General features: G+C 71.8%; 15 protein-coding genes. 8 read left to right on the forward strand and 7 right to left on the reverse strand.

Going from position 1 to position 13,513, the window contains the following annotated elements; all coding sequences use genetic code 11:
* Positions 1-21: 21 nt before the first annotated feature.
* Entirely contained in the window at positions 22-831 is an 810-nt protein-coding gene (locus EDF63_RS03190) for an isocitrate lyase/phosphoenolpyruvate mutase family protein (RefSeq protein ID WP_123311140.1), read from the reverse strand.
* Positions 832-888: 57 nt separating this feature from the next.
* Positions 889-2,016 (reverse strand): LacI family DNA-binding transcriptional regulator, encoded by a 1,128-nt coding sequence (locus EDF63_RS03195; RefSeq protein WP_123311142.1) that lies wholly within the window; start codon positions 2,014-2,016, stop codon positions 889-891.
* A gap of 92 nt (positions 2,017-2,108) precedes the next feature.
* On the opposite strand from EDF63_RS03195, the gene EDF63_RS03200 reads away from it, so the two are divergent.
* From EDF63_RS03200 to EDF63_RS03215, 4 genes are all read left to right on the forward strand, one after another.
* Complete coding sequence (locus EDF63_RS03200; RefSeq protein ID WP_260232957.1) at positions 2,109-3,440, forward strand: MFS transporter; 1,332 nt, start codon at positions 2,109-2,111, stop codon at positions 3,438-3,440.
* A 9-nt stretch (positions 3,441-3,449) separates the two neighbouring features.
* The gene (gene nucS / locus EDF63_RS03205) at positions 3,450-4,145 is read left to right on the forward strand and encodes an endonuclease NucS (protein ID WP_123311144.1); all 696 of its coding nucleotides are present in this window, start codon (positions 3,450-3,452) and stop codon (positions 4,143-4,145) included.
* A 161-nt stretch (positions 4,146-4,306) separates the two neighbouring features.
* The gene (locus EDF63_RS03210) at positions 4,307-4,963 is read left to right on the forward strand and encodes an HAD hydrolase-like protein (protein WP_123311146.1); all 657 of its coding nucleotides are present in this window, start codon (positions 4,307-4,309) and stop codon (positions 4,961-4,963) included.
* Entirely contained in the window at positions 4,960-6,273 is a 1,314-nt protein-coding gene (locus tag EDF63_RS03215) for a CynX/NimT family MFS transporter (protein WP_260232958.1), read from the forward strand. Before EDF63_RS03210 ends, EDF63_RS03215 begins: the two co-directional genes overlap by 4 nt.
* A gap of 33 nt (positions 6,274-6,306) precedes the next feature.
* Here the strand turns inward: EDF63_RS03215 and EDF63_RS03220 are convergent, their stop codons facing one another.
* Together EDF63_RS03220 and EDF63_RS03225 are read right to left on the reverse strand one after the other, a co-directional pair.
* Positions 6,307-7,137 (reverse strand): SDR family oxidoreductase, encoded by an 831-nt coding sequence (locus tag EDF63_RS03220; protein WP_123311148.1) that lies wholly within the window; start codon positions 7,135-7,137, stop codon positions 6,307-6,309.
* Between the two features lie 37 nt (positions 7,138-7,174).
* Positions 7,175-7,813 carry a nucleoside/nucleotide kinase family protein gene (locus tag EDF63_RS03225; RefSeq protein WP_123311150.1) on the reverse strand — a complete coding sequence of 213 codons (639 nt, stop codon included), beginning with the start codon at positions 7,811-7,813 and terminating at the stop codon, positions 7,175-7,177.
* Between the two features lie 54 nt (positions 7,814-7,867).
* Here EDF63_RS03225 and EDF63_RS03230 point away from each other — a divergent pair, with 54 nt between their 5' ends.
* Positions 7,868-8,236 (forward strand): VOC family protein, encoded by a 369-nt coding sequence (locus EDF63_RS03230; protein ID WP_123312189.1) that lies wholly within the window; start codon positions 7,868-7,870, stop codon positions 8,234-8,236.
* A gap of 9 nt (positions 8,237-8,245) precedes the next feature.
* Here EDF63_RS03230 and EDF63_RS03235 read toward each other — a convergent pair whose 3' ends face one another.
* The 3 genes from EDF63_RS03235 to EDF63_RS03245 form a co-directional block, all read right to left on the reverse strand.
* Positions 8,246-8,686 (reverse strand): NUDIX hydrolase, encoded by a 441-nt coding sequence (locus EDF63_RS03235; protein WP_123311152.1) that lies wholly within the window; start codon positions 8,684-8,686, stop codon positions 8,246-8,248.
* A 78-nt stretch (positions 8,687-8,764) separates the two neighbouring features.
* Positions 8,765-9,355 carry a TetR/AcrR family transcriptional regulator gene (locus tag EDF63_RS03240; protein WP_123311154.1) on the reverse strand — a complete coding sequence of 197 codons (591 nt, stop codon included), beginning with the start codon at positions 9,353-9,355 and terminating at the stop codon, positions 8,765-8,767.
* A gap of 81 nt (positions 9,356-9,436) precedes the next feature.
* A complete protein-coding gene (locus EDF63_RS03245) occupies positions 9,437-10,759 on the reverse strand; it encodes a carboxylesterase family protein (protein ID WP_123312190.1) in 1,323 nt (440 codons plus the stop codon).
* 172 nt (positions 10,760-10,931) lie between these two features.
* On the opposite strand from EDF63_RS03245, the gene EDF63_RS03250 reads away from it, so the two are divergent.
* The 3 genes from EDF63_RS03250 to EDF63_RS03260 all read left to right on the forward strand — a co-directional run bounded on the left by EDF63_RS03250 (position 10,932) and on the right by EDF63_RS03260 (position 13,410).
* Positions 10,932-11,279 carry a hypothetical protein gene (locus EDF63_RS03250; RefSeq protein WP_148061705.1) on the forward strand — a complete coding sequence of 116 codons (348 nt, stop codon included), beginning with the start codon at positions 10,932-10,934 and terminating at the stop codon, positions 11,277-11,279.
* 230 nt (positions 11,280-11,509) lie between these two features.
* Positions 11,510-12,310 carry a sugar phosphate isomerase/epimerase gene (locus EDF63_RS03255; RefSeq protein ID WP_185021267.1) on the forward strand — a complete coding sequence of 267 codons (801 nt, stop codon included), beginning with the start codon at positions 11,510-11,512 and terminating at the stop codon, positions 12,308-12,310.
* Positions 12,307-13,410, forward strand: coding sequence for a Gfo/Idh/MocA family protein (locus tag EDF63_RS03260; protein ID WP_123311160.1), 1,104 nt, complete (start codon positions 12,307-12,309; stop codon positions 13,408-13,410). Before EDF63_RS03255 ends, EDF63_RS03260 begins: the two co-directional genes overlap by 4 nt.
* The last annotated feature ends 103 nt before the right edge of the window (positions 13,411-13,513 follow it).

The following is a 13,513-nucleotide window of genomic DNA, read 5'->3' on the forward strand; positions in this document are numbered from 1 at the left end:
GCTGATCGTCGGCCCGCTTCGTCAGGACAGTGCGTTCATCTCGCCGTACTCGACGCCCCGGGCGGTGGAGTCGTAGGTCCCCGCGGTCAACAGCTCGGTGGCCGCCTGGCGCGCCACGGCGTACGCGGCCTGCGCGACCCCGGAGCCGAGGCTGACCCGCGCGACGCCGAGTGCGGCGAGCTCCGAGACGATCGGCAATCCCGGCCCGGCCATCACGTTCAGGGGCGCACCGACGGCCTCGACGAGCGCGCGGATCGTGTCGACGTCGCCGACCCCCGGGACGAACACGCCGTCGGCCCCGGCGTCGACGTACCGGTTCGCGCGGTCGATCGACTCCGCGAGCATCCGGTCCGGCGCGACGAGCCCAGCGAGGTGCACATCGGTCCGCGCGTTGACGAACAGCCGGACTCCGGCGCGCTCGGCGGCACGGCGGGCCACGGTGATGCGGTCGACGAGCTCGCTCGGTGGCAGCAGGCCGTCCTCGATGTTGATCCCGACCGCGCCCGCTCCGAGGACCGCGTCCACCGTGCGCTCCACCCCGTCGGCAGCGTCCGCGGAGCCACCCTCGATGTCCACGGTGACGGGGACGGAGACCGCGGCGGTGATCCGGGTGATCGCGCCGAGTGCTTCGTTGAGCGGGAGGGCATTGCCGTCCGGGTACCCCAGCGACCATGCGACACCCGCGCTGGTGGTCGCGATGGCCGGGGCACCGGCGGCCTCGATCAGTCGAGCGCTCGCGGCGTCCCACGCGTTCGCGAGGACGAGCGGATGGTGCCGGTTCCGGTGGAGCGAATGGAAGCGGGTGGCTGCTGCTGTCGTCGTGCTGTTCACGGAGCCAGTCCAGCCCGCACCGCCGCCCCGGTCTGGCGGATTCCGGACGGCGTGGGATCAGCGCAGCGTCGGCGGCGGCCCTGTCGTGTCACCCACGCGCAGCTCCGAGCGGAACGACGCCGGCTGCGGCTCCGCCCCCTCGAGCATCGCCAGGGCAGCACGGGCTGCCGCTTGGCCCTTCTGCACGAACGGCTGCACGAGCGTGGTCAGGTGTCGGATCGGGGTCCGGTGCAGCAGGCTGTCGTCCACCGTTATGCCGTCGAAGCCGACGACGCTGACGTCCTCGGGCACCCGGAGTCCGGCGTCGAGCGCGGCCGAGATGACCCCGACGGCGATCAGGTCGCTCTGGGCGATGACGGCGGTGGGGCGAGGTCCATCGGCAGCAAAGAGCTCCACGCCGGCCAGGCGTCCTTCTTCCACCGAGCTGCCGGCAGTCTCGATCGCCACGGCGGAGGGGTAGACCTCGCGCACACCGCGGAGCCGTTCGAGCGTCGTGAACGCGATGCCCGAAGCGAAGCGGTCGTCGTCGATCGGCCCCCGACGGCGTGCAGCATCGAGCGGCAGCGTCACCACGGTGACCGCTGCGTGCCCGAGGTCCTGCAGGTACGCAGCGGCACGGCGTGAGGCGTCCCGGTTGTCGAGCTGGACGGGGACGGCCCCCTCGATCTCGTCCGCCTCGATCGCGACGACGGGGATCTGCCGACGCCGCAGCACGGCGACGGCCGGGTCGATCCGGACGTTGCACCCGACGAGCACGACGGCGTCCATCGGGGCGTCCACCAGCGGCCCGGCGCCCTGTTCGTCGTCGAGCGGACTCCGGACCAGCAAGAGCGAAGCGCCCGCAGCCCCGGCGACCTCGGCGATGCCGTCGAGCGTCAGGACGTTGACGGGGTCACGGAAGGCATCGCTCAGACGCTCGTCCATGACGACACCGATGACGCCGGAACGCCCTCGACGGAGCGAACGCGCACGGGGATCGGGACCGCCGTACCCGAGCTCTGCGGCGGCGGCGAGCACGCGGGCCTTGGCGTCCTCGGACACCGGGCCGCTGCCGCTGAACGCGAGCGAGGCCGTCGACGGCGCGACACCGGCGGCGCGGGCGACCGCGGCCAGCGTCGGGCGCGACGGACGGGCGACGCCGCCGCGGGAAGGCGACGCGCCGGGTGCTGTTGCCGGTTCGTCCATCGCCGGTTAGCGTAGCCGGAACAAGCGGTCGAATCGATTCGATCGACGCAACGCACGCACCAGAACACGCAACGAAGCACGATGGGACCACCATGACGACGCCGTCCACCCGCACCGTCCCGACCACGAAGGCCTGGATCATCGCGGTGTTCGTCGTGTTCACCCTGTCCGGGCTCGACATCGCGACCTGGCTCGGCCGGATCCCGAGCGTCCGCGACTCCCTCGGGGCGAGCACCTTCGAGATGGGTCTGCTCGTGCTCGGCATGGCCGTCGGCTCGATCGCCGGTCTGACCTTCGCCGGCCACATCGTCGCGAAGCTCGGAGCGCGCCGTGGTGTGCAGGTGGCCGCCGCCTGCCTGGCACTCGGCATGGTCTTCGCCGGCATCGCGGTCACGCTCGAGTGGGGCTTCGCCGCCATCTGGATCGCGCTGATCGCCTTCGGGTTCGGCAACGGCCTGTGCGACGTGTCGATGAACGTCTCCGGAGCCGCCGCCGAGAAGGCCGGCGGGCGCACGATCATGCCGCTGTTCCACGCCGCGTTCAGCCTCGGCACGCTCGCCGGTGCGGGCCTCGGAGCCCTGGCCGAGAAACTCGAGATCCCGGTCTCCCTGCACTTCATCGTCCTGGTCGTCATCACGAGCGCCGCCATGCTCGTCGCCGTCACGAAGTTCCAGGACGAGCACCGGTTCGCGGAGCAGGTCTCCACCGACACCAGCCCGGTCGCGACGCCGCTCACCCGCTGGCAGGTCTGGGCGCAGCCCTCCACGATCCTCATCGGTGTGATCGTGCTCGGCATGGCGTTGGCCGAGGGCTCCGCGAACGACTGGCTGCCGCTCGCGATGATCGACGGCCACGGGCTCGACAACGCCGCCGGTGCCGGAGTGCTCACGGTGTTCCTCGCCGCGATGACCGTCGGCCGCGTGGCCGGCAGCCCCCTGATCGACAAGTTCGGTCGGGTCCCGATCCTGCGGATCAGCGCTGCCGTCGCGGTCGTCGGCCTCGGCATGCTCATCTTCATCGACAACGTGCCGCTCGCGATCGTCGGTGTCGTGCTCTGGGGCCTCGGTGCCAGCCTCGGCTTCCCGATGGGCATGTCGGCCGCGGCCGACGACCCCCGCACCGCAGCCGCCAAGGTGAGCGCCGTCGCCACCATCGGGTACGTGGCGTTCCTGGCCGGGCCGCCGCTGATCGGGTTCCTCGGTGAGCAGGTCGGACTGCTCGGTGCGCTCCTGGTCGTCTTCGTGTTCATCATCGCGGCGGGACTCGCGTCGGGTGCCGCCCGTGAGACCGGCGCCGCCGCCCGGCCGACCCGCGGGCGTGGCGACGGACACGGCGGGGGCGAGCCGCGCCTCCCGGCCGACAGCGCTGACAGCGCCGACAGCGCGACGAGCGCGCCGTCCGGGTCGGGACGCGACGCCCGTTAGGCTTCCCGGGTGCGTCTCGTCATCGCCCGCTGCTCCGTCGACTACGCCGGACGGCTCTCAGCCCACCTGCCGCTCGCGACCCGTCTGCTCATGCTCAAGGCGGACGGCTCGCTGCTCGTGCACTCCGACGGTGGCAGCTACAAGCCGCTGAACTGGATGAGCCCGCCGTGCTCGATCGAGATGAGCGAGCCCGACGAGGAGCAGGCCGTCGGTGGCATCACCGAGGTCTGGACGGTGACGCAGAAGAAGACCCAGGACCGTCTGATCGTGTCCATCCACGAGGTCATCGCGGACCAGACCCACGACCTCGGCGTCGACCCGGGCCTGGTCAAGGACGGGGTCGAGGCGCACCTGCAGCAGCTCCTCGCGGAGCAGATCGAACTGCTCGGCGACGGCCACACGCTGGTCCGGCGCGAGTACATGACCGCCATCGGGCCGGTCGACATCCTCGCTCGTGACGACGCCGGGGCGAGCGTCGCGGTCGAGATGAAGCGCAACGCCAACATCGACGCCGTCGAGCAGCTCACGCGGTACCTCGAGCTCATGAACCGCGACCCGCACCTGCGTCCGGTGCAGGGCGTGCTGGCGGCGCAGACCGTGGCGCCGCAGGCGCGCACCCTCGCCGAGGACCGCGGCATCCGCGTCCTCGTGCTCGACTACGACGCGATGCGGGGCATCGAGGGCGGGCACACCCGCCTGTTCTGAGCGCTCCCGCCGGAACCAGGTTCCGGACACGGAACCGCGGAATCGCGTGGTGCTGTGTCCGGAACCTGGTTCCGCCCGACCGGGAGGCCCGGCGCACGTCCGCCCCGCCGCGTCCGTACCAGGGTGGTCCCGTCGACCGCCGCCGGTAGGGTGGGCAGGACATGACCAGCCCGTTCTCCGCCATCCTGTTCGACCTCGACGGCACCATCAGCGACTCCGCGCCGGGCATCCTCGAGAGCCTGACGCACACCTTCCGCACCGTCGGCGTCCCGGTGCCCGACCACGACACCCTGATGTCGTTCGTCGGCCCGCCGATCATGGACACGTTCCGGATCGCGATGGGCATGGACGAGGAGCAGGCGGAGCACACGCTCGCCGTCTACCGGGAGCACTACTTCTCGCACGGCGCCCTCGACTCGACGATGTTCCCCGGCATCGACGTCGTGCTGCGCACCCTGCACGACGCCGGGCTGCCGATCTCGACCGCGACGAGCAAGCCGGAGACGCCGGCGACGTACATCCTCGAGCACTACGGGCTCACCGGGGACATCGACATCATCACGGGCGCGAGCGACGACGAGGTCCGGTCCAGCAAGGCCGACGTCGTCGAGGAAGCGCTGCGGCGCCTCGACGCCCACGGGTTCGACACGAGCCGCCCCGTCCTGATCGGTGACCGGGTGCACGACGTCGAGGGCGCCGCGGTGCACGGCGTCCCGGTGGTCTTCGCCGAGTGGGGCTACGGCTCCCCCGCCGAGGCCGAGGGCACCATCGCAAGCGCTGCCACCCCGCTCGACCTGCTCCCGATCCTGCTGCCGTGACGGGCGCGACCGACGGCACTGGCCGGACCGGCGCGGCGCGGCAGGGACTGCGTGCCGCCGCGTGGGTGCTGCCCGCCGCCATCGTCCTCATCGCCCTGAACTTCCGCGGCCCGATCGTCGCGACGGCCCCGGTCATCGGCGACGTCCGGGCCGACCTCGGCCTCACCGCCACGATCGCCGGGCTGCTGACGACGATCCCGGTGCTCTGCTTCGCGCTGGCGACGCCGTTCGCCAGCTGGGTCATCGCGAAGGCCGACCCCGAGCGCGCGGTGTCCCTGTCGCTCGTCATCGTGCTCGCCGGCACCGTGGTGCGCTCGATGCCGTCGTCCGCCGCGCTGCTCGTCGGCACCGCGGTGATCGGCATCGGCATCACGATCGGCAACGTGGTGATCCCCGTCGTCATCCGGCGTGACACCTCGCCGGAGCGCGTCGGACTGGTCACCGGCGTCTACACGTCGGCGCTCAACGTCGGGTCGATGATCACCTCGCTGGCGACCGCTCCCCTGGCGGCGCTGTGGGGCTGGCCGATCGCCATCGCGGTGTGGGCCGTCTTCGCGGTCATCGCCGGGTTCGCCTGGACGTACGCGGTGGGTGCGCGGGCCGCGTGGCGCCGCCCGGTGCGCTCCGACGACGACGAGCCCCTGCCGATCACCGGCCCGATCGACCAGGTGCTCGACACCGGCGCGATCCGGACGATCCGCGCCGAGCGGGCTGCGGCAGCCGCTGCTGCGACCGCCGCCGAGCCGGTCCGCCCGGCGCGACGGCTGATCACGTGGGGTCTCACGCTGGCGTTCGGCGGGCAGGCGTTCTCGTACTACGCCCTGACCGCCTGGATCCCGACCCTGCTGCACGACGAGATCGGTTTCTCGAAGGCGTCCTCCGGGGCGAGCTCGTCGGTGTTCCAGATCCTGGCCGTGGTCGGTGCACTCGGCGTGCCGCTGCTCGCGACGAGGTGGCGCCCGCGGGTGATCATCGCGCTCGTCGGGTTCCTGTGGCTGGCGATGCCGCTCGGGCTGCTGTTCGCCCCGCAGCTCTGGCTGCTGTGGTCGGTGCTCGGCGGCGCAGCCCAGGGCGGTGGCATCACCGTGATCTTCATCGTGATCGTGCGGATCGTCTCGAGTGACGCCGATGCCCGTCGGATGTCCGCGTTCGTGCAGGGCGGCGGGTACCTGCTCGGCTCGGCCGGGCCGCTCGTCGCCGGGGCGCTGCACGGGGCGACCGGGGACTGGACGGCACCGCTGCTCATCGTGCTCGTGTCGGTCCTGACGCTCGGGGTCGTCGGCACGATCGCCGCGCGTCGCGTTTCCTGACCCGCTCGCCGCGCTCCGTCCCGCACGTGCCCGTCAGCCGGCGAGCACCTCGCGAAGCGTCATCGGTGCCCGGCCCGTGATCCGCTCGACGTCGCCGGACACGTGCGCGAGGGCCCCCTCGGCGATCGCCGTGTAGGTGCTCACCCACGCGTCGGCCTGCCACGGCTCGGGGTTCCACTGCGCCCGCGACGCGTACGCCTCGTCGAGCGTCTCCGGGTGGTAGGTCACCGTGCGGCCGCGGACCTCGGACACCACGGCAGCCGCCTCTGCCAGCGTGATCGCTGCCGGCCCGGTCAGCTCGTACGTGCGGTCCAGGTGTGCTCCCGGGTCCCGCAGCACGGTGGTCGCGACCCGTGCGACGTCCGCACGGGCGACCGCCGCCATGGCGCCGTCCCCTGCCGGCCCACGGATCACCCCGTCCTCGCCGACCAGGTCCTCGACGAAGTCCAGGTAGAAGCTGTCCCGCAGGAACGTGTGTGCCGTGTCGGTCGCGCGGATCGCCTGCTCGGTCGCCCAGTGATCGCGCCCGAGGGTGAAGGTCGCGTCCTCGGCCGCACCGAGGAACGAGGTGTAGACGACGTGCCGGACGCCGGCCGCGGCAGCCGCCGCGACGAACGTGCGGTGCTGGTCGAGCCGGTCCTCGGCCTCGGCCGCGGACACCATCAGGAGGACGTCGACGCCCTCGAGCGCCGCACGACTCGCCTCGGCGTCGGCGAACGTCGCGACGGCGACCTCGGCGCCGGGCAGCTCCGGGGCGCGTGCAGCGTCGCGCACGATCATGCGGAACGGCACGCCGTCCGCGGCGAGCGCGCGTGCGACGGCGCCTCCGATGTTGCCGGTCGCTCCGGTGATGGCGATGGTCATGGTCGCTCCTTCGATCGGTGTCGCGTCGGTCTGCTGGTCACGTCCGCACCGTCCTGGAGGCACGGATCACCGTGGGTGCGACCCTCGCCGCGTTCACGCCGTCGACCTCCACCGCCCACGCGCGCGCGGCGTCGTGGTCGCGTCCGTGGCGCATGTGGCGGCCGACCAGGCGGTCGACCCGCACGCCGTCGTCGACGGCGCAGAACCAGGTCTCGGTGAACAGGTCGCCGAGCGCTGCCCACGGTTCAGTGTCGTCGAGCAGGTAGTTCCCCTCGGAGACCACGAGCCGCGTGGTCGGCGCGACGGGGATGCTGCCGGCGACGGGCTCGTCGATGCGACGGTCGAAGTCCGGCGCCCAGACCGTGGTGTCGGCAGCGACGAGTCGTCGCACCAGGGCGACGTAGCCGTCGGCGTCGAAGGTGTCGACGGCCCCCTTGCGACCGTGTCGGCCGAGGGCGTCGAGCGCGGCGTTCGACAGATGGAAGCCGTCCATCGGCACCTGGACCGCCGTGCCGGCCCCGAGTCGCTCGTCGACTGCGGCGACCACGCGTCGGGCCAGGGTCGACTTGCCCGAACCGGGAGCACCCGCGATGCCGAGCACCGTCCGCTGCCCCGCCGCGGCCAGCTCGACCGCACGCTCGACGGCTTCGTCGACGCTGCTGTCCTGGTGGCTCACGGCCCCATCCTGGCAGAGCGCGCCGACACCGGACCGCGGTGGTTCACTGGCCGCATGGTCGATGCGACGAAGGCGTTCAGCGGGTTCTCGGTGCGCGATGTCCCCGAGGCGAAGGCGTTCTACGAGGACGTCCTGGGGGTCGAGGTCACCGAGGACCACGGCATGCTCTTCCTGCAGCTCGGCGACGGCCACGGCGTCCTCGTCTACCCGAAGGGCCCTGCCCACGAACCGGCCGCCTTCACGGTGCTGAACTTCCCGGTGCCGGACGTCGACGCCGCGGTGGACGAGCTCACCGCGAAGGGCGTCACGTTCCTGCACTACGAGGGCATGACCGACGAGAAGGGCGTGAACCGCGGGGGCGGGCCGCTCATCGCCTGGTTCACGGACCCGTCGGGCAACGTCCTCAGCGTCGTCGCCGAGTGACGGACCACGTCAGCGGGTGAGCGCGCCCGCCCACGCCAGCGCGACGGGCACGAGCAGCCCGTGCCGGTGGTGCGGGAGCTCGGCGATGGGCAGCCACCGCGACTCGTCCGTCGATCCGTCGACCTCGTCGCGCAGTGCACCGCCGACGACCGTCGCGCGGAACACGACCTGCACGGCCTTCATCGGGCGCCCGTTGGCGTGGATCCGACGCTCGGCGGGGACGACGTGGTGCCGGACACCCAGCAGGGCGCCGACCTCGGACTCGTACCCGGTCTCCTCGCGGACCTCGCGCACGACGGCCTGCTCGACGGTCTCGTCGAACTCGACGCCTCCGCCCGGCAGCGTCCACGTGCCGGCCTCGGGGAAACGCAGCTTCGCCAGGAGCACCCGGTCACCATCCGTGATCACGCCGTACGCGGCGAGCCGGGTGTCGTAGTCGGTGTACTCCATGGGCCGACCATGCCAGGTGGGCGAGCCGACGCACGCAAGCCGCGCCGTGCCTCCCGTCCGTGCTCCCGGGCCACGTCGTCAGGCGTCGACGCGCGCTGCCGTCCAACCGACGCGCATCCGGGCGACGGCGCGGTCGAAGCCGCTCAGCGGCTCGGCGCCGTCGCGGATCATCGCCTGCAGCTGCAGCCCCTCGTACAGCGCCAGGAGCTGCTCGGCGGCGTGCCGGGGTGAGGTGCCGCGCGGTTCGCGCGCAGCGACGACGTCGCGGACCAGGGCGAGGGTGAGGTCCTCGAACGCGCGGGTGTACTGGGTGCGGAACCACCCGGCGGCGGGGTGATCGGGGTTCGACGCGGCGCTGAGCACGGCGATCCGGAGCCGGACGAGGGCCGGGTCCGTGATGCCGGCCCCGAGCCGGGCGCGCAGGTACGCGACGGCACCCTCCCGTTCGGCGACCGGCCACAGCGCGAGTCGACTGCCGTTGTTCCACCGGTCGATCACCGCGACGACGAGCAGTTCCCACATCGGGAACGCGCGGCTGACCTCGGCGACCGGGACACCGGTGTGCTCGGCGACCTCGTCCGGACCGACCCGGTGGAAGTCCGTCGTGCGGTACGCCTCGATCGCTCCGGACACGATGCGTGCACGGAGCTCGGCGTCGGGCGTGGGCATGCAGACGATTGTCCGGGCAGGTGGAACACCGCGCGACCGCCAGTTCAGGGGGCGCGAGCCCGGATCAGGGCCGGTCGAACGTCAGTGCCGGTCGAACGTCAGAGTCTCGTCGTCCGGAGCCCGCACGACGCCGGTCCGGGCGAACTCCGCCCAGATCGCACGGAAGGCCCGGCCGCGCCGCTCGACCTCGGGCCAGTCGTGCTCGGGCACGAAGCGGGTGCCGGCCCAGGCCTCGCGGCCGCCGAGCAGCAGCGGCAGGTCGCTCATGTGCACGGCACCGGTCGGCGCGGTCGTCACGCCGCGGACGAGCCGGTAGGACGTCGCTCGCCCACCGGCTCGACGGTGCCGCGCGGTGAGGCGTCGGACGTCGCGGCCGTAGATGACGTCGGAGAGCGGACGGACCACCCACCAACGGAGTGCCGGGCGCAGGATCCTCGACCGAGCGACCCGCGACAGACCGCGGACCAGCGGCACGTACATGCCGGTCTCGTCCGTCGCGGAACCGATCAGGACGTCGACGTCCGGCGCGACCCGGCTCCAGGCCGCATCGAGGTCGCGTTCGGCGGGCAACGGGGCGAAGCCGTACTGGGTGCCGAACGGCATCCCGCCCGCGAGACCGTACGGTGCGGCCGCCCGGGTGCCGAGGGCCTGTCGTTCGAGCAGGTCGTCGAGCGGGGTGTCGGCGTGCACGGTGCCGACGGCCCGGATCATCGCGCGGTTCATCCGGGATCGGCGGCGGGACAACCCGAGCGGTGCGCTCTGGATGATCGCGCGGCGGAACAGGCCGGCAGCGCCCTCGCTGATCATCAGGTGAGCAGCTGCGTCACCGCCGGCGGACTGCCCGAACACGGTCACCAGGTCGGGGTCGCCACCGAACGCGGCGATGTTCGCCCGCACCCAGCGGAGCGACTCGATCAGGTCCAGCAGGCCGAGGTTCGCCGGGATCGCGTTCCCGTCGCCCAGGAACCCGAGCACCCCGAGCCGGAAGGTCACCGACACCACGATCACGCGCTGCTCGGTCACGAGGTCACGGGCGTCGTAGATCGGCAGGTCGCCGCCGCCGATGACGTACGAGCCGCCGTGGATCCAGACCATCACGGGCAGACGCTCGTCGGGTGCGACGTCGGCCGGCAGGGTGATCGACAGGCGCTGGCAGTGCTCGTCGACGGTGATGTCCTCGACCTCGCCCAGCAGCTGGTCGACGAACTGCGCGTGCGGCTGCGGGGCCACGGGTGACGGTGTCGACGCGTGCAGCTCGATGGCGAAGGGCGGCATCGGCTCCGGGGGCGCGAACCGGTCGGCCCGTGCGTACGGGATCCCGAGCACGCGGATGACGTCACCGTCGACCGTCCCGACGATGCGTCCGGCGGGGGTGTCGAAGGGGGCTGGCGTCGTGTCGAGCATGGCGTCCACGCTACCGAGGGTCGCTGACCCGATCGCGGGTCGGTTCCGCGACCGGACCCGACGAACCGGGCGCGGCGGACGCGGCCACGACGTGCACGTGCGAGCCCTTGACACGGCTCGGCGCGGACGAAAGGGTGAAGCGGTATCGAATAACAACTCGAGGGGGGTTTTCGTGTCCGACGCAGGAACGATGACGAAGAAGGGTCGAGGGACGACGTCCACTCGGCGAGTCGCACTGATGCTGGGTGCTGCACTGATCGCGGGGATCGGCATGACGGCCACGGCGGAACCGGCTCACGCCGGCCCCATCGGCCTCATGCCCGACTGCAGCAACCGCAAGGCGGTCCAGATCAAGACCACGGGCCTGACCATGAACACCTGGTTCTACAAGAACGACCGGAAGAAGATCTCGTCCGGCAAGTACCGCTGGAGCTACCGCGGCGAGATGTACACGTTGGACGTGGGTCGTCAGCAGTGGATCTCGGCCGGGTCGACGAGCCACACCTGCACCGGCAAGTGACCCGCTGATCCCGCAGGGATCCTGCGCGATGGCCGAGCCCGTGACGCCCACGACGACGTCGCGGGCTCGGTCATTCCGCCCGGGGGCCGTGTCACCGGCCGCCGCAAAACTACACACCGGGTGGTTTTTGGGGTAGCGTCGTCATCGATCTCGCCGCGGAGCATCGCTCCTCGACGGACTGCGACACCTGGTTGTCGCGACACCCAGACAGGACCGAAGGAGCCTCTGCAATGCCCACCACTTCTGTGCAGCTGTACTCGCTGCGAGACGCCATCGCCGAAGACCTCGACAAGGCCATCGCCCGCGTCGCCGAGATCGGGTACGAGAACGTCGAGCCCTACGCGTTCGTCGAGCGTGCCGCTGACCTCGAGCGCGCCTTCGCCGCGACCGGCCTCAAGGCGCCGTCCGGCCACGTCGCCGTGATCGACGCCGAGGACACCGCCCCGATCTGGGACGCCGCGGAGCGCCTCGGCATCCAGACGGTCATCGACCCGTTCATCCCGACCGACCGCTGGCAGACCGCCGACGACGTCGCGAAGATCGCCGAGCGCGTCAACGTCCTGACCGCCGAGGCAGCCTCGCGCGGCCTGAAGTTCGGGTACCACAACCACCAGTGGGAGTTCACGAACAAGGTCGACGGCCGCACGGTCTACGACCACTTCGTGTCGCAGATCAGCCCGGAGACGGTGCTCGAGCTCGACACCTTCTGGGCCACCGTCGGCGGTGCCGACGCCCCCGCCGTGCTGAAGGCGCTCGGCGACCGCGTCGTCGCCATCCACGTCAAGGACGGCAAGGTCGACGGTGACATCCTCACCGCGCTGCCCTCGTCCGAGAGCGCGCTCGTCGTGCCCGAGGCGCTCCAGCGCGCCTTCGAGAACCAGACCCCCGCGGGTCAGGGCGACGTCAACGTGTCCGGCATCCTCGCCGCCGCACCGCAGGCCATCCGCGTCGTCGAGTTCGACGCCTACTCGGGCGACGTCTTCGAGGGCATCACCGAGTCGCTCGCGTGGCTGAAGGACAACGACAAGTGAGCCGTGTCGGTCTCGGCATCATCGGTGCCGGCAACATCTCCACGCAGTACCTGGAGAACCTGACCAAGTTCGCCGACGTCGAGGTCCGCTTCGTCGCCGACGTCCTGCTCGACCGCGCAGCCGCCCAGGCCGCGGAGTACGGGGTCGCGGCGTCCGGCACGGTCGAGGAGCTCCTCGCCCGCGACGACGTCAGCATCGTGATCAACCTGACGATCCCGGCGGCGCACGCCGAGGTCGACCAGCAGATCATCGACGCCGGCAAGCACGTGTGGAGCGAGAAGCCGATCGCGACCGACCACGCGTCGGCGGCAGCGGTCCTCGAATCCGCGAAGGCGAAGGGCCTGCGCGTCGCGACGGCACCGGACACCGTGCTGGGTGCGGGCATCCAGACGGCCCTGCGTGCCATCGCCCGTGGCGACATCGGCGAGCCGCTCTCCGCCACCACGTTGTTCCACGTCCCCGGCCCGGAGGCGTGGCACCCGAACCCGGACTTCCTGTTCGCCCAGGGTGCCGGTCCGCTGTTCGACATGGGTCCGTACTACGTGACCACGCTCGTGCACGCGTTCGGCACCGCGTCGCGCGTGCAGGCCGTGTCCTCGAAGTCGCTCGACCGTCGCACGATCGCGTCCGGCCCCCGTGCCGGCGAGACGTTCCCGGTCGAGGTCCCCACGCACCACGCCGCGTTGATCGAGTTCGCCGGTGGGCAGTCCGCCCAGTCGACGTTCTCGTTCCAGCACGCGCTGCCCCGCATGGGCTTCGTCGAGATCAACGGCACGCTCGGCACGATCTCGCTGCCGGACCCGAACACGTTCGAGGGTTCGTCCCAGCTGTGGCGTTACGGGCAGGACGAGCCCGAGACGCTCGAGGCGGTCGGCTCCACGTGGGGTCGCGGCACCGGCGTCGTCGAGCTCGCCCGCGCCATCGCCGAGGACCGTCCCGAGCGAGCCTCGGGTGCGGTCGCGCTGCACGTCCTCGACGTGCTGCTCGGCATCCGGGACGCCGCCGCGTCGGGGTCGGCCGTCGACATCACGTCGACCGTGGACGCCATCCCGCCGCTGCCCGAGGACTTCGACCCCGCGGCCGCGGTCCTGACGGCGTAGGCGCGCACCACGCGCACCACTTGGTGAGCAGAAATGGTCGGGTACCCGTACGGGACCCGACCATTTCTGCTCACGAAACGCGCGCACGAAGCGCGCGCATCGC

It is taken from the genome of Curtobacterium sp. JUb34 (assembly GCF_003755065.1).
GTDB lineage: Bacteria > Actinomycetota > Actinomycetes > Actinomycetales > Microbacteriaceae > Curtobacterium.